Origin of the sequence: Shewanella halotolerans (assembly GCF_019457535.1) — a bacterium.
GTDB lineage: Bacteria > Pseudomonadota > Gammaproteobacteria > Enterobacterales > Shewanellaceae > Shewanella > Shewanella halotolerans.
This window is the reverse complement of sequence record NZ_CP080417.1, coordinates 22,455-45,419: the sequence shown is the minus strand read 5'-3', so window position 1 is coordinate 45,419 and position 22,965 is coordinate 22,455. Positions and strand designations below refer to the sequence as shown.

At 54.8% G+C, this 22,965-nt stretch carries 20 protein-coding genes and 1 riboswitch; of the genes, 9 read left to right on the top strand and 11 right to left on the bottom strand.

Annotation, left to right across the window (positions count from 1 at the left end; genetic code table 11):
- Window positions 1-89: 89 nt before the first annotated feature.
- A riboswitch (FMN riboswitch) is annotated at window positions 90-289 on the bottom strand.
- A gap of 139 nt (window positions 290-428) precedes the next feature.
- The 4 genes from K0H81_RS00190 (at window position 429) to K0H81_RS00175 (ending at window position 4,679) form a co-directional block, all read left to right on the top strand.
- Entirely contained in the window at window positions 429-2,489 is a 2,061-nt protein-coding gene (locus tag K0H81_RS00190) for a S9 family peptidase (RefSeq protein WP_220059524.1), read from the top strand.
- Window positions 2,404-2,784 (top strand): GIY-YIG nuclease family protein, encoded by a 381-nt coding sequence (locus K0H81_RS00185; RefSeq protein ID WP_258406347.1) that lies wholly within the window; start codon window positions 2,404-2,406, stop codon window positions 2,782-2,784. The genes K0H81_RS00190 and K0H81_RS00185 overlap by 86 nt, the downstream gene beginning before the upstream one ends.
- A 162-nt stretch (window positions 2,785-2,946) precedes the next feature.
- Window positions 2,947-3,765 carry a phosphatase PAP2 family protein gene (locus K0H81_RS00180; RefSeq protein ID WP_220059523.1) on the top strand — a complete coding sequence of 273 codons (819 nt, stop codon included), beginning with the start codon at window positions 2,947-2,949 and terminating at the stop codon, window positions 3,763-3,765.
- A 92-nt stretch (window positions 3,766-3,857) separates the two neighbouring features.
- Entirely contained in the window at window positions 3,858-4,679 is an 822-nt protein-coding gene (locus K0H81_RS00175; protein ID WP_220059522.1) for a phosphatase PAP2 family protein, read from the top strand.
- An 88-nt stretch (window positions 4,680-4,767) separates the two neighbouring features.
- On the opposite strand, the gene K0H81_RS00170 is transcribed toward K0H81_RS00175, so the two are convergent.
- Entirely contained in the window at window positions 4,768-5,538 is a 771-nt protein-coding gene (locus K0H81_RS00170; RefSeq protein WP_220059521.1) for a DUF4097 domain-containing protein, read from the bottom strand.
- Between the two features lie 215 nt (window positions 5,539-5,753).
- Here K0H81_RS00170 and K0H81_RS00165 point away from each other — a divergent pair, with 215 nt between their 5' ends.
- A complete protein-coding gene (locus K0H81_RS00165) occupies window positions 5,754-6,545 on the top strand; it encodes a class I SAM-dependent methyltransferase (RefSeq protein ID WP_220059520.1) in 792 nt (263 codons plus the stop codon).
- Window positions 6,546-6,601: 56 nt separating this feature from the next.
- On the opposite strand, the gene K0H81_RS00160 is transcribed toward K0H81_RS00165, so the two are convergent.
- The 3 genes from K0H81_RS00160 to K0H81_RS00150 all read right to left on the bottom strand — a co-directional run bounded on the left by K0H81_RS00160 (window position 6,602) and on the right by K0H81_RS00150 (window position 12,884).
- A complete protein-coding gene (locus K0H81_RS00160; RefSeq protein ID WP_220059519.1) occupies window positions 6,602-8,443 on the bottom strand; it encodes a M14 family metallopeptidase in 1,842 nt (613 codons plus the stop codon).
- Window positions 8,444-8,564: 121 nt separating this feature from the next.
- Entirely contained in the window at window positions 8,565-11,714 is a 3,150-nt protein-coding gene (locus K0H81_RS00155) for an efflux RND transporter permease subunit (RefSeq protein WP_144202317.1), read from the bottom strand.
- A gap of 9 nt (window positions 11,715-11,723) precedes the next feature.
- The gene (locus K0H81_RS00150; protein ID WP_144202315.1) at window positions 11,724-12,884 is read right to left on the bottom strand and encodes an efflux RND transporter periplasmic adaptor subunit; all 1,161 of its coding nucleotides are present in this window, start codon (window positions 12,882-12,884) and stop codon (window positions 11,724-11,726) included.
- 424 nt (window positions 12,885-13,308) lie between these two features.
- Between K0H81_RS00150 and K0H81_RS00145 the strand changes: the two genes are divergently transcribed.
- Window positions 13,309-14,064, top strand: a complete 756-nt coding sequence (locus K0H81_RS00145) for a TorF family putative porin (protein ID WP_144202313.1) — start codon at window positions 13,309-13,311, stop codon at window positions 14,062-14,064.
- 300 nt (window positions 14,065-14,364) lie between these two features.
- On the opposite strand, the gene K0H81_RS00140 is transcribed toward K0H81_RS00145, so the two are convergent.
- Complete coding sequence (locus tag K0H81_RS00140; RefSeq protein WP_220059518.1) at window positions 14,365-15,054, bottom strand: DNA-3-methyladenine glycosylase I; 690 nt, start codon at window positions 15,052-15,054, stop codon at window positions 14,365-14,367.
- 229 nt (window positions 15,055-15,283) lie between these two features.
- Between K0H81_RS00140 and K0H81_RS00135 the strand changes: the two genes are divergently transcribed.
- Together K0H81_RS00135 and K0H81_RS00130 are read left to right on the top strand one after the other, a co-directional pair.
- Window positions 15,284-16,183 carry a LysR family transcriptional regulator gene (locus K0H81_RS00135; protein ID WP_220059517.1) on the top strand — a complete coding sequence of 300 codons (900 nt, stop codon included), beginning with the start codon at window positions 15,284-15,286 and terminating at the stop codon, window positions 16,181-16,183.
- Between the two features lie 80 nt (window positions 16,184-16,263).
- The gene (locus K0H81_RS00130; RefSeq protein WP_220059516.1) at window positions 16,264-16,911 is read left to right on the top strand and encodes a glutathione S-transferase family protein; all 648 of its coding nucleotides are present in this window, start codon (window positions 16,264-16,266) and stop codon (window positions 16,909-16,911) included.
- A 5-nt stretch (window positions 16,912-16,916) separates the two neighbouring features.
- On the opposite strand, the gene K0H81_RS00125 is transcribed toward K0H81_RS00130, so the two are convergent.
- Entirely contained in the window at window positions 16,917-17,453 is a 537-nt protein-coding gene (locus K0H81_RS00125) for a thioesterase family protein (RefSeq protein WP_144202305.1), read from the bottom strand.
- A 115-nt stretch (window positions 17,454-17,568) separates the two neighbouring features.
- Window positions 17,569-18,102 carry a menaquinone-dependent protoporphyrinogen IX dehydrogenase gene (gene hemG, locus K0H81_RS00120; RefSeq protein ID WP_220059515.1) on the bottom strand — a complete coding sequence of 178 codons (534 nt, stop codon included), beginning with the start codon at window positions 18,100-18,102 and terminating at the stop codon, window positions 17,569-17,571.
- 272 nt (window positions 18,103-18,374) lie between these two features.
- On the opposite strand from hemG (K0H81_RS00120), the gene K0H81_RS00115 reads away from it, so the two are divergent.
- On the top strand, window positions 18,375-18,680 hold the full coding sequence (locus K0H81_RS00115) for an ArsR/SmtB family transcription factor (RefSeq protein WP_011863834.1): 306 nt from the start codon (window positions 18,375-18,377) through the stop codon (window positions 18,678-18,680).
- A 21-nt stretch (window positions 18,681-18,701) separates the two neighbouring features.
- Here the strand turns inward: K0H81_RS00115 and hemG (K0H81_RS00110) are convergent, their stop codons facing one another.
- The 4 genes from hemG (K0H81_RS00110) to pepQ all read right to left on the bottom strand — a co-directional run bounded on the left by hemG (K0H81_RS00110) (window position 18,702) and on the right by pepQ (window position 22,790).
- Entirely contained in the window at window positions 18,702-19,229 is a 528-nt protein-coding gene (hemG, locus tag K0H81_RS00110; RefSeq protein ID WP_220059514.1) for a menaquinone-dependent protoporphyrinogen IX dehydrogenase, read from the bottom strand.
- Window positions 19,229-20,686 (bottom strand): TrkH family potassium uptake protein, encoded by a 1,458-nt coding sequence (locus K0H81_RS00105; RefSeq protein WP_011863832.1) that lies wholly within the window; start codon window positions 20,684-20,686, stop codon window positions 19,229-19,231. The genes hemG (K0H81_RS00110) and K0H81_RS00105 overlap by 1 nt, the downstream gene beginning before the upstream one ends.
- Window positions 20,687-20,838: 152 nt before the next feature.
- The gene (locus tag K0H81_RS00100) at window positions 20,839-21,453 is read right to left on the bottom strand and encodes a YigZ family protein (RefSeq protein WP_220059513.1); all 615 of its coding nucleotides are present in this window, start codon (window positions 21,451-21,453) and stop codon (window positions 20,839-20,841) included.
- Window positions 21,454-21,467: 14 nt separating this feature from the next.
- Window positions 21,468-22,790: a Xaa-Pro dipeptidase gene (gene pepQ / locus K0H81_RS00095; RefSeq protein WP_220059512.1), complete on the bottom strand. Its 1,323-nt coding sequence runs from the start codon at window positions 22,788-22,790 to the stop codon at window positions 21,468-21,470.
- Window positions 22,791-22,965 lie beyond the last annotated feature (175 nt).

The following is a 22,965-nucleotide window of genomic DNA, read 5'->3' as shown; positions in this document are numbered from 1 at the left end:
TGAAAAAGATATCCAGGCTCGCCGAATAAGAGGTATGCAGGCACGAGAAAAGCGTGAGGCTAGGCTCATCTTCTCGCGGTCACGCTATCTTATATTCTCTTTCATCCGGACTTAGTGCACTAGGTGCTCATTACCGTCGGCTCTGGAATAGATGGCTTGTTGCACACTTCACCAGATCTGCTGACCCTAGCTGCAAACTAATACCTAGATGCAAATAGGCGCTCGCGGGCTGACATCCCATAGGATGATCACCGCCGGTGGGGAGTCTCACCCCGCCCTGAGAATGTACTCTCCTTTGATGGAAAGCGCCGCTATGGTGCCCCTAAAACCATCAAAGTACAAGCGCTAGGGGTGACAAATATAAGCCAGATCACCTAAGCTCTTGCTCCAGTACCCGCTCACTTTCGGCTCAGAATAAGGTCAATCCAATGTCAGGGATAACGCCCCCAGTCGCACGCAAACAAGCCCACCCTCTCGAACATCACGGCAATGAGCGTATCGATGACTATCATTGGCTGAGAGATGATGAGCGCCAATCCCCCGAGGTACTGGCTCATCTGGAGGCAGAAAACGCCTATCACAAGGCCTGTTTTGCCCCCTTCGAACCACTACAGCAGAAGCTGTTTCAGGAGCTTATCGGTCGAATCGACAAGGATGAGTCGAGTGTCCCCTATCGCTGGCACCAACACTGGTACTACAAGCGCTATCAGGGAGAGCAGGAGTACCCGCTGTTTGGCCGCAAACACGAACTGGAGGACGAGGAGCAGCTATTGCTCGATGCCAACGAGCGCGCCCAGGGTAAGGAGTTTTATAGCATGGGCGGGCTGAGCGTCAGCCCGGACGAGACGCTGCTGGCCATCAGCGAAGATACCCTGAGTCGGCGCCTCTATCGCATCAGCATCAAGCGCCTGGACACGGGTGAATGGCTCAGCGACAGCCTTAGCGACACGGATGGCGAGATCGTCTGGGCCAAGGATAACCTGCATCTCTTCTATATCGCCAAGGATCCTCAAACCCTGCTGGGCGACCGCGTCTATTGCCACCGCTTGGGTGAGCCCCAGGCCAATGACCGCCTGGTGTATCAGGAGGCGGACGATAGCTTCTACCTGTCGATCGGCAAGAGCCTGGATGAGTCCCGCATCCTGCTCACCCACGAGAGTGCGCTCACCAGCGAGGTGTCCACCTTAGATGCCAACCAACCAGAGGCATGCTTTACGCCACTGCTTCCACGGGAGCCGGGACACGAATACTCGGTAGCTAAGCGCGGTGAGGAGTATTACATACTCACCAACTGGCAGGCGGTAAACTTCCGTCTGATGAAGGCAGTAGAGTCGAGCTTCGCCGATAAGCGCAGCTGGCAGGAAGTCATCCCCGCAGATGAGTCGCGCCGCCTGGAAGATCTGCTGGTGTTAAAAGACTATCTTGTGGTGCAGTATCGCCAGCAGGGGCTGAGCCAGATCCGCATCATGCCCCTCAACGGCGCCACGGAATATGAACTCGACTTCGACGATGCCGCCTACGTGGTGGGTCTGGATGTTAACCCGACTCAAGATAGCCATCATCTGCGCATCTACTACGCCAGCCCATCGACGCCCGAGTCCATCTACCTGGTGGATCTCACCCAGGCCAGCCCGAGACGCCTGCTGAAACAGGAGCGGGTACTCGGCGGCTTCGATAGCCAACACTACCAGACAGAGCGGCTCTTCATCGACGCCAGAGACGGCGCCAAGGTGCCCGTGACCCTGGTGTATCGCAAGGACAAGTTCCGCCAGGACGGCAGCAAACCCTTGTATCAATATGGCTATGGCGCCTACGGCTACACCATAGAACCTGACTTCGACAGCGCCATCCTCAGCCTGTTGGATCGCGGCGTAGTCTATGCGGTCGCCCACGTGCGGGGGGGCGAGATGCTGGGGCGTCCCTGGTACGACGCCGGCCGCCTGATGCACAAGCAAAACAGCTTCAACGACTTTATCGACGTCACCCTCGCCCTGGTGGAGCTAGGCTACTGCGCCCGGGATAAGGTGGTTGCCAGTGGCGGCAGCGCCGGTGGCCTCCTGATGGGCGCGGTGATCAATCAGGCGCCGCAGCATTATCTGGCTGTGGCGGCCCACGTGCCCTTCGTCGATATCGTCACCACCATGCTCGACGAGTCGCTGCCCCTGACCACCAACGAGTATGATGAGTGGGGTAACCCGAATCAGGCCGAGGCTTACCACTACATGCTGAGCTATTCCCCCTATGACAACATCTGTCGCCAGGCCTACCCGCACCTGCTGGTCACCACAGGCCTGCACGACTCTCAGGTGCAATATTTCGAGCCCGCCAAGTGGGTGGCGAAACTTAGAGAATATAAACAAGACGATCATCTGTTGCTGTTTCATATCGACATGGAGGCGGGCCATGGCGGCAAGAGCGGTCGCTATCGCCACTTTGAGGACACGGCCGAAGAGTACGCCTTCTTCCTCGGCCTGCTGGGACTCGCCTAAGATGACCCAGGAGAAGTTAGCTTGCACCACCTGGAGCCTCTACATGATCCGCTGCGCCAACGGTCACCTCTATACGGGGATCACCACAGATATCGACCGCCGCTTCAAGGAACATAGCGACAATGGCCCCAAGACGGCCAAGTATCTCAGGGGTAAGGGGCCGCTGACCCTGGTCTATCGCGAGCGGGTTGGCAGCCGCTCGGATGCCCTGAAGCGGGAAATCGCCGTGAAAAGGCTCACAAAAACGCAAAAAGTCGCCCTAATACACTTTGATGCAAATGATGAATGTCCCTAAAAATTACAGGGGAAAGCAGCCGTAAATCATAGGCTAAGGCCAGAACAAACCAAACAGGCCTGGCTCAACAAGATGTAAACCCAAGATTTACCTCAGGTTAAACGTCTTTACTTACCCATAACAAACCACTATCTTAGGCGGGCGCGTTTATGTGGAAAGACTATGAATTTACAACGACAAGCAAAGGCAACGGGAATGCCTGCGCAAGACAAGTACCAGGGACGCGGCTTTATTGGGTTACTCTTGCTTCTGCTCTGTCTGCACCTCTTGGTGCTGAACTCGGCAGTCAATCTATCCCTGTTTAGATTCTTTAACGGCATTGCGGCCTACGCCCCTGCCGATCTCCTCCTGCTGATCACAGACCTAGGCGATGGCATCACCCTCGGGGTGATCACTCTCTGCTGTCTGGTGAAACGGCCCGAACTCCTACTCAGGGTTGTCATCGCCAGCGTGCTGTCGCTGATCTTGGTGCCCTTGCTGAAGCAGACCTTCGATGCGCCTCGTCCGGCTGTAATATTAGAGACACTGAATATTGTCGGTGAGATCCGCCTGAAACACAGTTTTCCTTCGGGCCATACCGCCACTGCCTTCCTGTTTGCCGGCACGCTCTTTTTCGCCTATCGGCAGACCCAGATTAAATGCCTGGCAATCGCTTTTGCCAGCCTGGTGGGCCTGTCTCGCATCGTCGTCGGCGCGCACTGGCCAGAGGACGTGATCATGGGCGCCTTCGTCGGCCTCTTCTGCGCCTATGCGGCGGCCCATTGCCCCCTGGTCAAGCTCAGCCAGTTCCACAAAGCGCTCATCTTGGCCTTCCTCTGGTGTGTGTTGGTGGTGAGCGAACTGGATAAGAGCTTCGACAAAGATCTCATCTGGCCGATCCTGATGCTCAGATGGGGCCTAATTGCCACAGCCGCCCTGTTGATCTGGCGCGAATATGGCGCCATGCACAGGGTAAAACGTTGGCTGGCGTTTCAAGGTTAACTGCCCAAAAGGCGTAAGACTTTCACCAATATTCACGCTTTCTTCACACTTAGGTGCCTACACTGGAGGCTCCTAAGATGAAGAGGTGTGCCATGTTCAGACTGACCCAGGCTCAGACCACCAGAGAAACCGCCCTGACGATCACCACAGATCGCAGCCGCTATGGCGTCCTGATCCTACTGGTCAGCATGCTGGCGCTGCTCTGCCTGAATCAGGATATCAACCTGAACCTCTTTCGCGCCATCAACGGCCTCTCGCCTAGCCTGCCCCAGTGGCTGCAGCTGGGGATAACCGATCTCGGCCACGGCAGCACCCTAGGCACTATAGTGCTCATCTGTCTGCTGCGTCGCCCCGAGCTGATGCCGCGGGTATTGACCGCCAGCCTGCTGTCGATGATCTTGGTGCCGCTGCTAAAACAGTATTTCGATGCCCCCAGACCGGCGGCAACCCTGGATTTTCTCTATATCGTCGGCGAGACGCGTCTGCATCACAGCTTTCCCTCAGGCCATAGCACCAGCGCCTTCCTGTTCGCCGGCACCTTGCTGATGGTGATGCAGGATAAGAAGAGTAAATGGGCCCTGTTGATGGGAGCTGGCATGGTAGCGCTGTCACGCATCTTGGTGGGTGCTCATTGGCCGGTAGACACGCTGGCGGGCGCGCTGTTGGGGCTTAGCTGCGCCTATGTCGCCTCCTATGTTCCCCTGGTACGTCTGTCACCAAGGCACTGGAAAATTCTGGTGGGCGTCTTGCTGCTAACGCTGGTGGTGTGCCAGTACAAGGAGACCTCTTCGCAGATGGCCTGGCAGATCATTGGCCTTCGCTGGGGACTCCTGCTGCTAGCCGGCGTGCAGGTGCTTCGCCAATATCTGCAGTCTCGCCAGCCGCTCACGCCGCGTAAGTGGGTCAGAGCCTAAACCTTTAGAGTCTTAATGGGGTGGGCATCGGCTAATCCCTAGGTTCGTGCGACCCCGAGATTAGCCTCTGCGCCGGGAAGTCCTGGCCTTAGTCTATGCTGACCTGGCCCTGAATATTGTCGAAGCTAAGGTTACCTGAGCCCGCATCTATGATGTGAAGCCCCTGGGTGTCCACCACGCGGATGCCGCCTGAGCCATCGTCTATGGTGACCTTACCCTGAATGCCTCTGACCTCTATGGCACCAGAGCCGTCGTCAATCTCCACATCTCCTTGTACCGAGGCTATGGTCAGGCTGCCTGAGCCATCCTTAACCTGGATATCGCCCGCCACATTGGTGAGGGTAATGCTGCCCGAGCCATCATCTATGATGAGCTTTTGGCCGCCATCTATCTCTATGGCACCCGAGCCATCTTGGATCTCCATATCCGCCTGCACGCCGCGAATGACAATGCTGCCTGAGCCGTCATGGATATCCAGTTTGATTCCAGCAGGCACCTTCACCAGCAGATCTATGTAGGGCGACTTACCATTTGAGAAGCTGGTCCGGTGAAAGGCATCGAAGTTGGCAACCAGCTTGGCCTTATTGCCCGAACGGGTCAGGGTCAGTTCGGGCTCGGCGCCATCAAAACCATAAATGTCGGCATCCAGGGTGATCTGCTCAACCGAGGCGTCGCCCACTATCTTCAGGCTACCGGCGCCGGTATCGGCGACCAGTGTCTCCAGCGACTGAGCATCCAGCGTCAGCTGCATCTGTTTGTGATAGTCGAAATCGTCCCTTCCCGCACTATTTACATTTACTATGCATCCGGTAAGGCCAAATACCAGTGCGGTCGCCATAGTCATTACACGAGCCAACATAAACACCTTCCTTAATCTCTGTTAAAGTCGTTTGTACCGCCTCGATGGGGCGGCTTAGATAGCCCAACTAAGCAGATAATATGCCAACAAGTTATCTAATTGTTTTTTCTATGTTATTATCATGCTTAACCGATTTTTGGATGGCGATGCCGCCACCCGATTCGTGGAATTAGTTACTAATTAGTGAAATACTTCATCAACTTATGAGGCGAAGCATGGACTACTTAACCCTCAACCAAACGGCTTGGAATCACAGAACCCTAGAACACCTGGACTCCAGCTTCTACGATGTCGACGGCTTTCTCGCGGGCAACAGCTCGCTGCAGGAGATAGAGCTAGCCGACCTGGAGGTGAAGGGAAAAAGCCTGCTGCACCTGCAATGCCATTTCGGCCTGGACACCCTCTCCTTGGCTCGCCTGGGCGCCGAGGTTACTGGAGTCGATCTGTCCGACACCGCCATTCATCATGCCAAGCGACTGGCCGAGGCCTGCGACCTTAAGGCCAACTTTATCTGCAGCGATCTCTATCAGGCCGGTGAAAAGCTGCAACAGAAGTTCGATATTGTCTATACCTCCTATGGCGTCCTGTGCTGGCTGCCCGATCTACGCCGCTGGGCCGAGTTGATTGCCGAATCGCTACAGCCAGGTGGGCAGTTCTACATGGTGGAGTTTCATCCCGTGCAGGCGCTGATGGAGGGCTATAGCTACTTTGCCCAGCAGACACCCGATGTGGAGGAGGAAGGCACCTACACGGAAAACGCCAGCGACACCAAGCACACCATGGTGACCTGGCCTCACTCCCTGGCCGATGTGGTAAATGCACTGATCGGAGTCGGACTCAAGATAGACGCGATTCAGGAGTTTCCCTTCAGCCCCTATGATGCCTTCGACAATCTGGTGACGGGCGAGAGCCTGGGGCTCTCAAGCGACAGGCCCAGGTATTATCAGCTGTATCAGGGTAAACCTATTCCCATGGTCTACAGCCTGTCGGCCCGTAAACCTGAGTAATCCTTCTCTCAGGGATAAACCCACATAAAAAAAGCAGGCCAGGCCTGCTTTTTTGTTTAGTCTCTGAGCACGGGATAGACCCTGTACTGCTTATCAAAATAGGGGCTACGCTCGTAGAACCAGCGCAGTCTCGCCTCGGCATCCTTGGCAAATTCAGGATCCTTGAGCGCCACCTCAAACTCGGCCGCTAGGGACGCGTCCTCCTTGAGCATCTTGACCGCCAGCGGCTCTACCGCATAGTGCTCGATATATTCGGTGCGGGTAAAGATAGGATTAAAGAAGCCCCACTGCAGCAGCGAATCAGGTGACTGCGGCTCCAGCAAGAGGATAGCCAGATCGCCAAGGGGTTGCTGTGTGCTGATCTTCACCGTGCCCGCCGGCAGCGCCACCTTAGCCTTATGGCTCGACACAGGGGCCGAGACCCGCTGGCGTCCCTCATAGTCCTTGGCATCGAACGCGGGCTCACCGAATCGATATTGCGTCAAGGTCAAGGTCTTAGGCTGCTCCAGGCGCGTCATGCGTATGCCATGAATGCTTAGACGCTCGATCACCTCCTGCCACTGAGGCGGAACATAGTAGGCCTTGGGACGATTCACCTTGATGTCGGCGCGTGTCTTACCTATCACGGGCAGGTTCTCATACAGCTTGGGCTCGCCGGTCCAACGCACTACCGACTCGCCGCTGATGGGGCTCTGCTCCAGGCGATAGTCTATCCCCTTGAAGTCCCATCCCTTAGGCTGGGTCTCTGACTGCCAGGTCAGTGTGATGCGGTCGCTATAACGGTAGCTGTCCTGCTTGATGGCGCTGCGCAGCGCCGTGCCCTGCTCGCCCAGCACCTCCAGGGTCGAGGCCAGCATCACATAGGTGCCAAGTACCCTCTGCTTGAAGGGCTTGAGGCTATGATTCTCAATCAATATGGTCGGCAGATGGCGGGCATCACCATAACCGTTAGAGTAGCGTGGGCTGGCATTCCACAAGGAGAGCCCCTGGTTCAGGTCGCGATTATCGATGGCAAACACCAAGGGGCCGGGCACATGTCCCTGAGCGCTGAGCGCATGCTCGACTTTGGGACGATACTTGTCGTTAAGCCAGCGATAGCTGGCGGGACTCAGCCCCTGGGCCAGGTTATAGCCGAAGGTGACATCATACTGATAATCTATGCCGTCGGTGACATGCACATCGATATAGAGATCCGGCTGCCAGCGATTAATCGCCGCCAACATATGCTGCATCTCCAGGGTATCTGCCTTGGCATAGTCGCGATTAAGGTTGAGATTATTGGCCGTAGTACGCCAGCCCATCTCCACCGGGCCCCTCTGATTGACCCGGTTAAACTGGCCGCTGCGCTCGTGGGCATCGACGCTGAAGATAGGCACGAAGAGGAGGTTCGCACCGGTTAACAGCGCCTGCTTGTCTCCCATGACCATGTCGCGCAGCAACATCATGCCCGCATCCTTGCCATCTATCTCGCCCGAGTGGATCCCCGCCTGCACCAAGAGTGTTGGCTTACCATTGGCCTGGAGTTCATCGGGGGTCGCTGCCCCCTCCTGGCTCGCCACTATCATCCAGATATCTCGCCCCTGAGGACTCTTACCCAAGGAAACCTTGCGGAGCTTATCGCTGGTGGCGAGCAGCTTATCCAGCCAGGCGAAGGTATCATCATAACTGGGGCTGGACTTGAGACCGCCCTGCTCGAAGGGGGTCGCCCAAGGGTCATCTGCCGCGCGCAGCAAGGCTTCGCTGGCGCCTTGCCAGGTGATGCTCGGCGGCAAGATGGCATCATTGATATAAGTGTTATTTAACGAGATTTGGGCCGGTTGAGGGCCGCTGGTCTCCGCCATGGCGGATGCGCCGAAGGCGGCGAGACAGAGGAGCGTAGCGCGAGAATATAGGGACATCTTAGGTTACCTAACGGCTTATTATTAGCCGATTATCTTTCAATAAATAACCATCAAGTGCAATATGTTAGGCAATAAAAAGCCCGGTTATTACCGGGCTTTTTGACGAGTTAGCTAATGCCTATTCTTGCGGTGTCGAGTCGGCGACCTGAGTTTCGGCGCCCTTCTTCTCGCGTTTGCTGAAGATACGCTCGACGATCACGAAGAAGATAGGGATAAAGAAGATCCCCAGGAAGGTCGAACTCATCATGCCGCCCAATACGCCGGTACCGATAGCGTTCTGGCTACCCGAGCCTACGCCCGAGCTGATGGCCAGTGGCACAACACCCAGACCGAAGGCCAACGAGGTCATCAGAATTGGACGCAGACGCACACGCACCGCGTGCAGGGTCGCTTCCACCAGACCCGCGCCCTTCTCGTAGAACTCTTTGGCGAATTCGACGATCAGGATGGCGTTCTTGGTCGCCAGACCTACGGTAGTCAACAGACCCACCTGGAAGAACACGTCGTTAGGCAGGCCGCGACCATTCATCGCCAGCAAGGCACCAATAATCCCCAGTGGCACCACCAAGATCACCGCAAACGGCACAGACCAGCTCTCATACAGGGCCGCCAATACCAGGAAGACCACCATGATAGACAGGGCATACAGCGCCGGTGCCTGGTTACCCGAGAGACGTTCCTCGTATGACAGGCCGTTCCACTCGACGCCGAATCCTGGTGGTAGCTTGGCCACCATGGCCTCGATGTCGGCCATGGCCGCACCCGTACTATAACCTTGTGCCGTACCCCCCTGGATGTTCATCGCAGGCAGACCGTTGAAGCGCTCTAGACGCGGCGAACCATATTCCCAGGTACCTGTGGCGAAGGCCGAGAAAGGTACCATCTCACCCTGGCTGTTACGCACATACCAGGTATCGAGGTCTTCCGGCTGCATACGGTACTGGGCATCACCCTGTACATAGACCTTCTTCACACGACCACGGTCGATGAAGTCGTTCACATAGCTACCACCCCAGGCAGTGCCCAGCACGCTGTTGACCGCGTCGATATCGATACTCAGTGCGCGAAGCTTGGCGTGGTCGATATGGATGCGATACATAGGCGCATCTTCCTGACCGTTTGGACGCACGCCCACCAGGTTAGGATTCTGCGACGCCATGCCCAGCAGCATGTTGCGGGCCTCGAGCAGCTTCTCATGGCCTTGGCCATTTCTATCTTGCAGATAGAAATCGAAACCGTTTGCCGTACCCAGCTCGATCACCGCAGGCGGTACGAAGGCAAACACGAAGGCTTCCTTCATCTGCATGAACATACCCATGGCACGTCCGGCGACCGATTTAACATCTTGACCCGGGCCGGTACGCTCAGACCAGTCTTTCATGCCCACGAAGGCCAGACCCATGTTTTGACCACTACCGGCGAAGCTGAAGCCAGATACGCTAAATACCGACTTGACGCTGTCGCCCGTCTCGTTGAGATAGAAGTCGGAGATCTTGCTCATCACCTTCTTGGTCGTCTCTTGGGTCGAGTTAGTCGGCAGGATCGCCTGAGTAAACAAGATACCCTGGTCTTCGTCCGGCAAGAAGGCGGTCGGCATGCGCATGAAGATCCAACCCACGGCTACCGTCAGGGCCACGTAGATCAACATGACGCGACCAGCGCGCTTGATCATCGCTGCCACGCCAGCCTCGTAACGCGAGGTCATCTTGTCGAAGGTGCGGTTAAACCAACCGAAGAAGCCCGTCTCGACCGCATGGTGGCCCTTGGCAATCGGCTTCAGCATGGTGGCACACAGTGCCGGCGTCAGGATGATCGCCACCAGCACAGAAAGCGCCATGGCCGATACGATAGTCACGGAGAACTGACGATAGATCACACCGGTCGAACCCGACATGAATGCCATAGGCACGAATACCGCCGACAGGGTCAGACCGATACCCACCAGGGCGCCGGTGATCTGATCCATCGACTTCTTGGTGGCCTCTATCGGGCTCAAGCCATCTTCGGACATCACACGCTCGACGTTCTCTACCACCACGATGGCGTCATCCACCAGCAGACCGATGGCCAACACCATGGCGAACATGGTCAGGGTGTTGATCGAGAAGCCGGTAGCCGACAGGATGGCGAAGGTCCCCAGCAGTACCACAGGTACCGCGATGGTCGGGATCAGGGTCGCACGGAAGTTCTGCAGGAAGAGGTACATGATCACAAACACCAGTACCACGGCTTCCAGCAGGGTATGCACTACGCCCTCGATCGATTTCTCAACGAAGGGGGTGGTGTCATAGGGATAAACCACTTCCAGCCCTTGCGGGAAGAAGGGCTTCATCTCATCGACCTTCTCACGCACGCGCTCGGCGGTCGCCAGGGCGTTAGCCCCCGTAGCCAGCTTGATCGCCAGACCGGCAGCCGGACGGCCGTTATAGAAGGACTCTACCGAATAGCTTTCCGACCCCAGTTCGACTCGGGCCACATCTTCCAGGTAAACCTTAGCGCCCGACGGATCGGACTTGATGATGATCTTTCTAAACTCTTCGGCGGTCTGTAGACGACTCTGAGCCGTTACCGTGGCGTTGAGTTCCTGACCCGCAATAGAGGGCGCGCCGCCCAACTGACCCGCAGACACCTGAGCATTCTGCTCACGAATCGAGGCCATGATATCCAGGCTGGTGAGGTTGTATTGGGTCAGCTTGAGCGGGTCTAGCCATATACGCATGGCGTACTGGGCACCGAACAGCTGGATCTCACCCACACCGGGTACACGGCTCATAGGGTCTAAGATGTTAGAGCCCACATAGTCGGAGATATCATTCTTCTCCAACGAGCCATCCTGGGACACGAAGCCCAATACCATCAAGAAACCCGAGCTGGATTTGTTGACCTTAACCCCTTGCGCCTGCACCTCTTGCGGTAGCAGAGGCATCGCCAGCTGCAACTTGTTCTGCACCTGAACCTGGGCGATATCGGGATCGGCTTCGGCATTGAACGTCAGGGTGATCTGCGCGTTACCAAAGCTGTCACTGGTAGACGAGATGTAACGCAGATGGTCGATACCCGTCATGCGCTGCTCGATCACCTGGGTCACAGTGTCTTCCATGGTCTTGGCAGACGCACCCGGATAGATGGCGTTAATCACCACGGTCGGCGGCGCAATACTCGGGTACTGCGACACGGGAAGCTTCATGATAGAGAGCACCCCGGCCAACATAACAATAATTGCAATCACCCAGGCAAAGATAGGGCGATCGATGAAAAAACGAGCCATAACTTTACCTTACTTCTGTGGTTGCTTGTCTGATTGCATCTCGCTGAGTGGTTTACCCACTACAGGGGCGCCCGGACGTATCTTCTGTAATCCCTCGACAATCAGCTGATCGCCAGCCTTCAAGCCGCTGGTGATGCGCCACTGATGATCGATCACCTCGGCGGTCGTCACGACTCTTGGCTCAACCTTGCTCTCGGCGCCAATCACCATGGCAACGGCCTGACCCTTGGTATTACGGGTAACCGCCTTCTGCGGTACCAGAATCGCCTTAGGATCTGTACCCGCGTTCAATACGGCGCGCACATACATGCCAGGAAGCAATACGCCATCCGGGTTAGGGAATTCGGCCCTTAGGGTTACCGAGCCAGTGTTTTCATCGACACTCACCTCGGCGAACCTGAGAGACCCCATGTGCTCATATTCCGTACCATCTTCCAGGATCAGACGTACATCGGCATTGTCAGCCGCCTGCAGTTGTCCCTGCTTAAGCTTGGCCTTGAGACGTAGCAGCTGAGCACTGGATTGGGCGATATCGACGTTGATAGGATCCAGCTGTTGAATCGTCGCCAGTGCGGCGCTCTGATTCGCTGTCACCAGGGCACCGGCAGTCACGGAAGATTTACCGATACGGCCCGAGATAGGCGCCTTCACCTGAGTGTATTCCAGGTTAATCTTAGCCGTATTAATCGCCGCCTTAGCCACAGTCACGTTAGCCAGCGCCTCTTTGTAGAGGGCATCAGCCTCGTCGAAATCTTGTTGGCTGATAGCATCAGTCTTGATCAAGGCCTTATATCTGGCCGCCTTGGCCTTGGCAGACACCAGGCTGGCATTGGCACGGGCCAGATCGGCTTCGGCACTGACCAGCGCCGCCTTATAGGTCGATGAATCGATCTGATAGAGAGATTGGCCTTCGGTTACCTCACCACCCTCGACGAAGCCGCGCTCGGTGATGATACCCGACACCTGAGGACGCACCTCGGCCTCAAGATATGCCTTGCTGCGACCCGGTAGCTCAACCTGAATAGCCTGGGGCTGCTCGACAACCTGAACCACCCCAACCTCCATGCTTCTTGGGGCTGCTGCCGAATGACCTTGGTTCTCGTCCTGGCCACAACCTGTTATCCATAACGCCACACTAACTAACGAGGCAATTTTTACTATTTGCCGCATGAGAACTCCTAATCAAAGCCGCAACAAAAAACACCCATGCACGGGTAAGGCGCTATGGGGTATCTTGAGGAAGCAAAATTAAAAAAAGATTTAGAAACTATTTATCTCACACCTAGCCGAGGTCAACAAGAAGATGTGGGCAGAGATATTGTAAGTTAATGCAAATTTTTATTTTTAATCATGTTTTCTTGTTAAAAAACAGTTAAAAATTGCGTGTTTTCACCCTGTTTTAGCGTTTTTTGTGTCTAAAATGTGATCCCTGTCATCCAGGCATGATGAAAACTAACACCATATGAAACATGGGGTTAATTCAGACCTATTCATAATTGTTCACATCTTTATTTGATCAGTTCATCTGTGCCGACAAGGCCATTCACATCTTGCGCCTATAGTCGCCTCATCAGCCAAACAACAGCTAGATGAGATGAAGATGATGAAGACCTTAACCCAGTTAAAATGCTCGATACTCCTTGGCAGCCTGTTAGCCACAAGTGGCGTCATGGCCGAAGCGCAAGACACCCAAGTCTTAGGCGGCAATATCACAGGCAAGCTGACCTTTGCCTCAGACTATGTCTTTCGTGGTGAATCAGAAACCATGGATGGCGATGTCCCTGTCGTGCAAGGCACACTGGGATGGGGAAACGATCAGGGTTGGTACGGCGGTGTGTATGCCTCCAACATCAAGTTTGCCGATCCAAATCTCGAAATCGTCACCGCACCCTACATAGGTAAGGCGGGCACCTTCGGCGATTCAGGTATCACCTATGATGTCATGCTCTTCTCCTACCTCTACCCGGGCGCCTCATACTCTAACTACACAGAGTTATGGCTCAAGGTGGGTAAGCAGTTCGGCCGCACCAAGCTGCAACTGGAAGTGACCCCGACGGTCGATGACTGGTTCGGTGTCGATGGCTGGCAAGGCGTGAACTACGCCATCCATCCAAGCTACCAGTTCGACAATGGCATTAACCTGTCTGCCAGCGTCGGCTATCAAGATCTAGACGGTAACGGCGCCGAAGGCTGGGGCCACTGGAACCTGGGTGTCAGCAAAACCTTTGCCGGCCTGAGTTTCGATCTCAGATACCACGGCAGCACAGTGGATGAGAGCCACAAGGTTTACGGTACACAAACCAAGATTTTTGATGACCGAGTCGTTATCGGCGTCAGCAAGAGTTTCTAAGCACAGCAGTTTCCAATCTCTGCACGTCTTTGCCAGCCCTCGGGCTGGCTTTTTTGCACATGGATGTGCTTATCCCCGGTGCTCAGGGATGAGCATAGAGGGGCTTTGTATAGGGCCAAAAATGTTCCTGACATTTTTTGGCATTTGCCCCATCCATGGGGGTCAGTGGACAAAGAGGGGCTTTGTATATGGCCAAAGATATCCCCGGTGTCCATGGCCTCTGATGTTCCTGACATTTTTTGGCATTCCCCCATCCATGGGGGTCAGAATACTTATCCCCGATGTTTAGACGAAGCTAGGTTATATCCGGTTATCACCCACGCCACAGGCGAGGATACGGCTGATCTCCGCCAGAGAGCGGCCCGACTGCCCCTGCCATTCATTGAATACCTCCTGCACCTGGGTCAGGCCACGTTTAGAGGTAAAACCGGCATCGATCAGTTTGTGAGCCTGAAGATATCCCTTGATATCTTCGGTCAGCAGAAAGGTATCTTTGCCTATGGTGCGCAGAAAATAGGGGCCGGTATTGCCACCCAGTCGGCAGCCCAGGCGTTTCAGCTCGGCCCAGAGTCCCACGATATTATCGCTGGGCCACCGAGCAATAAACTTGGCAAAACTGCCGTGAGCGAGCTTAATATCATGCACCATCATGGCGTTATCATATATCGCCATGGTCTTCTTCAGGTGGCGGATCAACTCGGGGTCGCTAGCACGCTGCTGGATCTGCTCAGGCGATAGCATCAAGATCTTGTGGGGCTCGAAGTTGAAGAAGGCCGCCTCGTAGGCCGGCCACTTGTTGTCGACGATGCGCCATACAAATCCCGATTGAAACACCTTCTTACTCAGCTCTGACAGCAGCTCGGCATCCGTATACTCGGCAATCTGATCCTGAGATAACACCTCAGGCAGGCGGGCGGCCAAACCGGCTTCGCCGCCTTTGCGCTCACAGGCGCGCTGGTAAATACTGTCGAACGATTCTAATCGCGCCATAATATAAGCAGCTCCTTAAATGCTTGTTGAATACAGATTACGTGACATGCTTCCATGTCGATCACCCACCAAACGACTCGAGACGACCCCGGCTAACTTTGACATATTGGTTACCATGAACAATAAATAACCCATATATGGGTTTATTTTTACAACATTAATAAACAATAACCAGAGATGATTGCAATTGGCTTGCACCTAGACCGGTGAGAGGCCGTTGAGGTTAATTATGGACGCATCACAACTCTATCGTATGTTGGTCTTTGCCAGTGTGGTCGAGCAGGGCTCCTTGACCCGCGCCGCCGAGTCGCTAAACATTAGCCGCTCCATGGTGAGTCAACACCTAAAGAAACTGGAGCACAGATGCCAGTCGCGTCTTTTAAACAGGACCACCCGTAGCCTGTCGCTCACCCAGGAGGGTCAGTCCTTTTACCGCTACTGCGCCGAGCTGCTCAAACTCGCCAAGCAGGCGGAAACCTCGCTGCAGCCAGCAGATGCGGAGCTGCAAGGCAGCATCACCCTCGCCGTCCCCCAGGCGCTATGCGATGGAGTGATAGCCCCCATCATCAAGGCGTTTCACCAGCATTATCCCAAGGTGCATCTCTCCCTACTGATTCAGGACAGACAGCTGGACCTCACCGAGCATCAGATAGATGTAGCGATTCAGATAGGCGCCGCCAGTCAGCCCAGTGTCAACGAGACCAGGCTGGGCCGCTTCGATGAGTATCTGGTAGCGAGCCCAGACTATGTTGCGCACCATGGCGCACCTGTGCATCCGGACAATCTCAGCCATCATCATTGGATTGGCCTGGCGGGCGACAGGCTCCCCAGGCATTGGCAGTTTGAAAACAGCGAAGGTGAGCGTGTCCGCCTGCAGCTTAGCCCTTTTATCAACTGCAACAGCCTACAGGGAACCCTGAGCCTGGTGATGCAGGGGCTGGGCGTTGCCTTACTGCCTTCTCCCTTGATAAGCCAGCACCTTGCCAATGGTCAGCTGGTACAGCTACTGCCAGACTATCATCTGGGACGAGGTGCCCTCTACCTGGTACATCCCTATCTTGAGGTGATCCCGCCAAGAGTCAGGGCACTCATCGAACTGCTGACCGAGCGACTCACACCGACGGCATAAAACGAGCTAAAAGCAGGCCAGATGCGGGATTTCGGACTAAGATTAGCTTATTGGTTCTGGGCAAATGGGAGGTGCATTTGATGGAACTCTTCTACCATCCCCTGTCACGATATTCCCAAAAAGTCTTGATCGCCCTCTACGAGAAACAGGCCAACTTCTATCCCAGGGTGATAGAGCTGAGCGATCCCTTTTCCCGCAACCAATTTAAGCAGCAGTATCCCTTGGGGAAATTACCCCTGCTCAAGACCCGCACCGGCGAGCTCTTGCCCGAATCCAGCATCATCATCGACTATGTAGACCATGAATTTGCCACCGGCACCCGGCTGCTGCCACAGGATTACTCTCAGCGCCTACAGGTGCGCCTGTACGATCGTCTCATCGACAACGACCTGAACAATCCCCTCTATCTACTGGAACAGATGGATGCCCGCGAAGAGGACAATCCGATTAAGGCGAGACAGTTAGAGAAGGAAATCATGCTGCTACTGAATGAGTTGAACGATAAGTTGCAGCGGCATCACTGGCTCTGCGGCGATGCCTTTACCATGGCAGATTGCGCCCTGATCCCTTGCCTGATCCACGCCAGAAATCGCTTCAAGCTGTACCAGCTGGATCCCATCGATAGATACCTGAATCAGGCCAACACCCGAGGCGCCTGGATCCAGGTACAGGAAGAGATAGAACTCACCCGCGCCGCAGTGCAGGCCGGATTTCGCCCCATTCCCTAAAAAAGTTAAGCTGGCAGGTTACGCTCTTTCTTCAGCGTGAGGAAGGCTTTCCACTTCTCGATTTCCGGTGGTAGGCAAGGTTCGGGACCTTCGAAGCCCGCCTCCTTGAGCATCTCCTTAATCGGTACCTGCTTGCGGTTGTTCACGAACACGCCGCGCACATGCACGATACAGTGAAGGGTGTCGCCGCTGACGAAGCGCTGCTCGACATAGAAGTATTTCTCGTCCCAACCCACCACTCGACTCTGAATGTCGAATTTACACAGGGGTTTGATGTCGCGAATATAGGTGAACTCGGCGGCGTTGACGATCGGCAACCACTTGAGTTTCAAGAAGCGTTTCAGCAGCCCCATCTCGGCCAACATGTAGGTACGGGCCAGATCCATCAGGGCGGGATAGCGGGAGTTAGTCAGGTGCAGGTTAATGTCGCAATCCAGCGGCAAGGCGCGATAGCTAATGGTACTCGTGCCCAGAAAATCGATACGACGACAATGGCGTACCCGCCAAAACATCAACCAAAACAAACGAAAATAGAGGTTCATCTCACCCGGCTCCCTTAAATGAAGGGCAAAGGCTACCAGAGGTCAGACCAGGTGACAAGCAAGATCACGCCGAGGCAAGGGCTGTTGCCAGGGCGCAATGAACAGAGAGTAGAGGCTAATCCTTGAGGGTTAGCAGATGCTCGGCATATAACTTAACGTCTTCCCAGTCTGTGTAATCGATCACCGCCTTAGGATCGGTTGGGCCGTCGGTAATCTTCATGATCAGCTGGATCATCCACCTGTCATACCAACGCCAGGAGGGGTAATCCACCTTGCCGGCAATCACCTTAACGTCCTTCGGCTTCCAGGGAGAGAGCTCGATAAACTTCTGCAGATACTTGTTGTTCTCGGGGATCCGTTTCTCGGGATTACGGGCCACCACGTTGACGCTGAAGAAGCTGTTGGGCTTGGCCGCCAGCTCGACCTGATAGCTGGTGACAAATTCGAACACAGACTTATGGTAGCTGCCATAGAGCACGCAGGCGCCCACGGCAACATAGTCGTATTTTTCCCAATCGATATGCTCAAACTCGCCAATACGCAGGGCGTCACAACTATGCCCTTGAGTGTTCAAGTGCGCCGCCATCGCCTGGGCAATCTTGGCCGTATGACCACCGCGAGAATAGTAAACAATTAGTACTGAAGCCATAAGCGACTCATCTGTATCGGAAAAGAGAGCCACATTGTTGCAGCAAAGTGCGGGAGAAACCCCAAATTGGATCACAATTTAGTTAAGGTTTTTGTGAAATACACCACCAATTGGATATTTAACTCGGGGTAAAATAACTACAAAATCATGAGCAATCCTAAAAGGACACAGGTCGGCTCCCATTGAGTTACCCAGGCTGGCTGAGTATCATTGCTTTCACTTTCCCATTCAATTAGAATAATCTAATTAATAGAGTACAAGAGAGTTGCCGTATGCAAAAAGATATTGATGTAGATGCAATGGTCACCAATGCCCAGAGCGCAGCCAAGTGGCTTAAGGCAATAGCAAATCCCTATAGACTGATGATCTTGTGCCAGCTACTCGACAATGAACTGAGCGTGACACAACTAAATGAAAACGTGCCTCTGAGCCAGTCTGCGTTGTCACAACACCTGGCGGTACTGCGCGCCGAAGATCTGGTGGCGACCCGCAAGAGCTCACAGATCGTCTACTACACACTGAAGAATGAGCAGGTCACCGAGGTGATCTCGATTCTCTACAAGCGTTACTGCGTATAATTCCTGCGAAGATGAAAGCCTTTAACGCTCGCTAAAGGCTTTCGCAAACTCCTGCACCTTATCCCAATCGGTAAATTCATAGGTACCCGAGGTATCTGTGGGGCCCTTAGTGATCCACATGATGAAACGGATCATGAACTTATCGAAGAAACCATACTTGGGATAATCGATCTTACCCGCAAAGACCCCCAGCTGCTGAGGCTGCCACAGCGACAGCTGCAGAAACTTCTTCATGTAAGGGTTAGTCTCGGGCGTATTCTTCTCCGGCTTTCTTGCCACCACGTTCACGGTAAAGAAGGCGTTCTTCTTGCCGTTTAACACGGCTCTGTGGCGATTCACATACTGGAACAGCTCGGGTCTGTGTTTGCCGTAACGAATGCTCGCCCCTATGATGACCTTGTCAAAATAGGAGAGATTGACCGACTGCGCCTCTTCCAGGCTGACCATGGTCACCAGCTGGGTATCCGACTTGCACTGCTCGGCAATCTGATCACAGATGGCTTTCGTCTGACCGTCTACGGTCGAATAGATAATTAGGGTACGACTCATTAATTCTTCCAAAAAGTCGGTGTAAACAACACCAATAAGGTAAACACTTCCAATCGGCCGAATAGCATGGCCACCACCAACACCCACTTCTCGCCATCGCCAATGCTGGCATAGTTACTGGCCACCTCACCTAGCCCGGGCCCCAGATTATTCAAACAGGCCGCGGTCGCGCTGAAGGCGGTGATATTATCCATGCCCAGCGCCATCAGGATCAACATGCAAACCACAAAAACGAGGGCGTAAGCAGAGAAGAAGCCCCATACCGCATCTATGATGCGATCCGGCAGCGCCTTGCCATTGATGCGGATGGAGAACATGCCCCGTGGGTGCACAAGGCGTTTGAGTTCTCGGGAGCCCTGCAGCAGCAGTAAGATCATCCGCATCACCTTGATGCCGCCGGCGGTCGAGCCGCCACAGCCACCGATGAAGCTGGAGAAGATCAGCAGCATAGGCAGGAACAGCGGCCACATATGGAAGCTTTCGGTACCGAAGCCGGCCGTGGTCGAGATAGAGACCGCCTGGAACAGGGCGAAGTCGAAGGTCTCCTCGGCGCTGTCATAGATGCCGGTATGGTACAGGGTCGCAAAACAGATCAGCGTCAGCGCCAGCTGGATCACGATAAGCGCCTTAAACTCGGCGTCTCTCAGGTAGACCTTGAGGTTGATGCCGCGGCGGGTAAAGGCCGCAAAGTGCAGGCTGAAGTTCAGCGCCGCGATGAGCAAAAACACCACACACACCATGTTGATCGCCGTGCTATCGAAGTAGCCCATGCTGGCGTCATGGGTAGAGAAGCCGCCGATGGCGATGGTAGAAAACGAGTGACAGATGGCGTCGAACACATCCATGCCGGCGACCCAGTAGGCGAAGGCACAGGCGATGGTCAGCGCCAGATAGATATACCAGAGCGCCTTGGCGGTCTCGGCGATTCGCGGCGTCATCTTACTGTCTTTCACCGGCCCGGGGATCTCCGCACGGTAGAGCTGCATCCCCCCAATCCCGAGCACGGGCAGGATGGCTACCGCCAGGACGATGATCCCCATGCCGCCGAGCCACTGCAATAGGTGGCGATAGAAGAGGATCGCCTTGGGCAGGCTATCGAGCCCCACCAGCACGGTCGCCCCTGTAGTGGTGAGCGCCGAGAAGGACTCGAAGAAGCTGTCGGTGAGCGAGAGATCCGGCTGACTGGAGAAGATAAAAGGCACGGCACCTATGGAGCCCAGCACGCCCCAGAAGAGCACCACCAGCATGAAGCCCTCGCGGGTGCGCAGGTCCTTCTTGTGACGTCTGTTGGGATACCAGAGCACGAAGCCGAGTAACAAGCTGAGGAAGAAGGCCTGCAGAAAGGCGGTGCCCCCGCCATCTTTGTAGATCACGGCAACCAGCGCTGGCGGCAGAAGCGACAAAGAAAACAGCCCCATGAGTAGGCCTGTAATTCTTATAATGGTTCTATATTGCATTAGGGCGTTTTTATTATTCCGTTAGCGAAGACGCACTGGCGCATTCTCGCATAGTTTATCCCGGCAGTTGTATAAAATTTATTGGCGCTTTGTGACCCAAGGCAAAAAGCCCTTTGCGAACATGTTAGCCCGCTCTCGCTTCCGCTTGGGCATCAGTCAGAAAACTCCGCCTTGAGGCGTCCATGACTCAGGGTCGCGAGTTCCTGATTGAAACGGCTCTGAGTCGCCTTGGGCATCTCGAAACTCAGGCTCACCCTGTCGGTAAACACCTTATCGACAACCAACCCCTCACAGAGCTCAAGAAAGTGCTCCACATCTTTGAGCTGATGATAGTCGCACGCCACTCGCCCCGGATAACGGATCTGCTTTATCTCGGTCTCCAGCTGCGCCAGCCCCTGTTTGATGCCAGAGCTATAGGCGCGCACCAGGCCACCAACACCTAACTTAGTACCACCAAAATAGCGCACCACGACGGCGCCTATCTCACCAATTTCGGCACCTTGCAGGCTGGCCAGCATAGGACGCCCGGCGCTGCCGGACGGCTCACCATCATCACTGCTGCCCATGGCCACATTGTTGTCCGGTGCACCGGCGATAAAAGCGTAGCAATAGTGATTCGCCCCCGGATACTCGGCCTTAATGTTAGTAAGCGCACACTTCAGCGCATCTTCAGATGGACAGTGAAATAGAAAAGAGATAAAGCGGCTATGCTTTATCTCTTCCTCTATGGTGACCGGCTTGGCCGGAATGGGATAACTCTCGCTCAAAAACGCCTTACCTGTTAACCGTGCAGACCCAGATCGCGAGTCATATTCTCGTTGTGATCGCTATGGACGATCACATTGTCTTCGATACGAATACCACCGAAGGGGCGCATCTGATCCACCATATGCCAGTTAACCCAATCGGCGCGACCATCCTGTTTCAGTTCATTGAGCAGGCTGTCGATGATGTAAAGCCCTGGCTCTATGGTCAGCACTTGGTTCGCCGCCAGGGTACGAGTACAACGCAGGAAGGGATGCGCCTCCGGCGGCGCGATATGGGTGCCGCGCTCGTCGTGGAGGAAGCCGCCCATATCATGTACCTGTAGGCCCAACATATGCCCCAGACCATGGGGGAAGAAGGCGCTGGTGATACCCTGCTCTATTAGCCCCTGTGGATCGCCTTGCACCAGCTTGAAGTCCAGCAGCAGCTGCGCCAGCTTCTGGTGCGTCGCCAGATGCAGATCCACATACTTCACGCCCGGACGCATCATCTCTATGATGGCCAGCTGTAACTTGTCCATGGCGGCGATCAGATCGCCAAACAGGTTCTTCTCGAAGGCGTAGGTACGGGTAATGTCCGAGGCATAGCCATGGAAGCTACCACCGGCATCGATAAGAAACGAGAGTCGCTGCTTGGGCGACACATGCTCCAGCGCTGTGTAGTGCAAGATTGAGGCGTTTTGATTCAGTGCGATGATGTTGCCGTAGGGCACATCATTCTCGCCCATATCGGTCGCAGCCAGATAAGCTTGCTGGATCTCAAACTCGCTCGCGCCCGCATAGAAGGCACTCTTGGCCGCCACATGACCCCGCACACCGATCTCACTCGCCCGGCGCATGCAGGCCAACTCATAGGCTGTCTTGCTGGCTCTGTGATAATGCAGGTAGCTCATCACCGCCTCGGGGTTACGGCTACCGAAGCCCAGCACATCGGCGACATCCAGATGCTCGCCAATATAGGCCCACTCCTGCAACTTGCCCGGCAGCAGATCTGCCACCTTATCGGCCTTGGTCAGCACCTTGATCTCTATCTCGGTCGTCCAAAAATCCTCTGGCAGATCGGCTACCTTATGCCAAAAATCCACCGGACGATAGAAGATGAGTTGCGGCTTGTCGCGGCCATTGACGATCAGCCAGCAGTGGGGATTATCGATAACCGGAAGCCAGGCCTTGAAGTGCGGATTGACCTTAAAGGGGTAATCCAGATCATCGAGAAACTGACGATGGGGCTGACCCGAATGAATCACTAAGCCGGCCAACTGCTCTCTTGCGGTGATCTCGGCAACGCGCCGGTTCAGTTCAGTAATATGGGCGGGATAGAGGGTGGCTAAGTTTTCCATAATAAGCTTCCTGTTATTCTTCTGTGGCCCTAGGTTGCACCCCATTCTTTTGGATGAAAAACGCGATCCCAAGGCCCTATTTTTAGCACAGCGACTATGATCTAGTGAGTCTAACATAAGGGCAAAAATCCCCCTAATCGAACAAAATTAAACAAGTGTTTAAATTGGGTGTTGA

Excerpts from the sequence above, each read along its gene's own strand:
- K0H81_RS00190 (WP_220059524.1), top strand. The coding sequence starts at position 429 with ATGTCAGGGATAACGCCCCCAGTCGCACGCAAACAAGCCCACCCTCTC.
- K0H81_RS00185 (WP_258406347.1), top strand. The coding sequence starts at position 2,404 with ATGGCGGCAAGAGCGGTCGCTATCGCCACTTTGAGGACACGGCCGAAG.
- K0H81_RS00180 (WP_220059523.1), top strand. The coding sequence starts at position 2,947 with ATGAATTTACAACGACAAGCAAAGGCAACGGGAATGCCTGCGCAAGAC.
- K0H81_RS00175 (WP_220059522.1), top strand. The coding sequence starts at position 3,858 with ATGTTCAGACTGACCCAGGCTCAGACCACCAGAGAAACCGCCCTGACG.
- K0H81_RS00170 (WP_220059521.1), bottom strand. The coding sequence starts at position 5,538 with ATGTTGGCTCGTGTAATGACTATGGCGACCGCACTGGTATTTGGCCTT.
- K0H81_RS00165 (WP_220059520.1), top strand. The coding sequence starts at position 5,754 with ATGGACTACTTAACCCTCAACCAAACGGCTTGGAATCACAGAACCCTA.
- K0H81_RS00160 (WP_220059519.1), bottom strand. The coding sequence starts at position 8,443 with ATGTCCCTATATTCTCGCGCTACGCTCCTCTGTCTCGCCGCCTTCGGC.
- K0H81_RS00155 (WP_144202317.1), bottom strand. The coding sequence starts at position 11,714 with ATGGCTCGTTTTTTCATCGATCGCCCTATCTTTGCCTGGGTGATTGCA.
- K0H81_RS00150 (WP_144202315.1), bottom strand. The coding sequence starts at position 12,884 with ATGCGGCAAATAGTAAAAATTGCCTCGTTAGTTAGTGTGGCGTTATGG.
- K0H81_RS00145 (WP_144202313.1), top strand. The coding sequence starts at position 13,309 with ATGAAGATGATGAAGACCTTAACCCAGTTAAAATGCTCGATACTCCTT.
- K0H81_RS00140 (WP_220059518.1), bottom strand. The coding sequence starts at position 15,054 with ATGGCGCGATTAGAATCGTTCGACAGTATTTACCAGCGCGCCTGTGAG.
- K0H81_RS00135 (WP_220059517.1), top strand. The coding sequence starts at position 15,284 with ATGGACGCATCACAACTCTATCGTATGTTGGTCTTTGCCAGTGTGGTC.
- K0H81_RS00130 (WP_220059516.1), top strand. The coding sequence starts at position 16,264 with ATGGAACTCTTCTACCATCCCCTGTCACGATATTCCCAAAAAGTCTTG.
- K0H81_RS00125 (WP_144202305.1), bottom strand. The coding sequence starts at position 17,453 with ATGAACCTCTATTTTCGTTTGTTTTGGTTGATGTTTTGGCGGGTACGC.
- hemG (WP_220059515.1), bottom strand. The coding sequence starts at position 18,102 with ATGGCTTCAGTACTAATTGTTTACTATTCTCGCGGTGGTCATACGGCC.
- K0H81_RS00115 (WP_011863834.1), top strand. The coding sequence starts at position 18,375 with ATGCAAAAAGATATTGATGTAGATGCAATGGTCACCAATGCCCAGAGC.
- hemG (WP_220059514.1), bottom strand. The coding sequence starts at position 19,229 with ATGAGTCGTACCCTAATTATCTATTCGACCGTAGACGGTCAGACGAAA.
- K0H81_RS00105 (WP_011863832.1), bottom strand. The coding sequence starts at position 20,686 with ATGCAATATAGAACCATTATAAGAATTACAGGCCTACTCATGGGGCTG.
- pepQ (WP_220059512.1), bottom strand. The coding sequence starts at position 22,790 with ATGGAAAACTTAGCCACCCTCTATCCCGCCCATATTACTGAACTGAAC.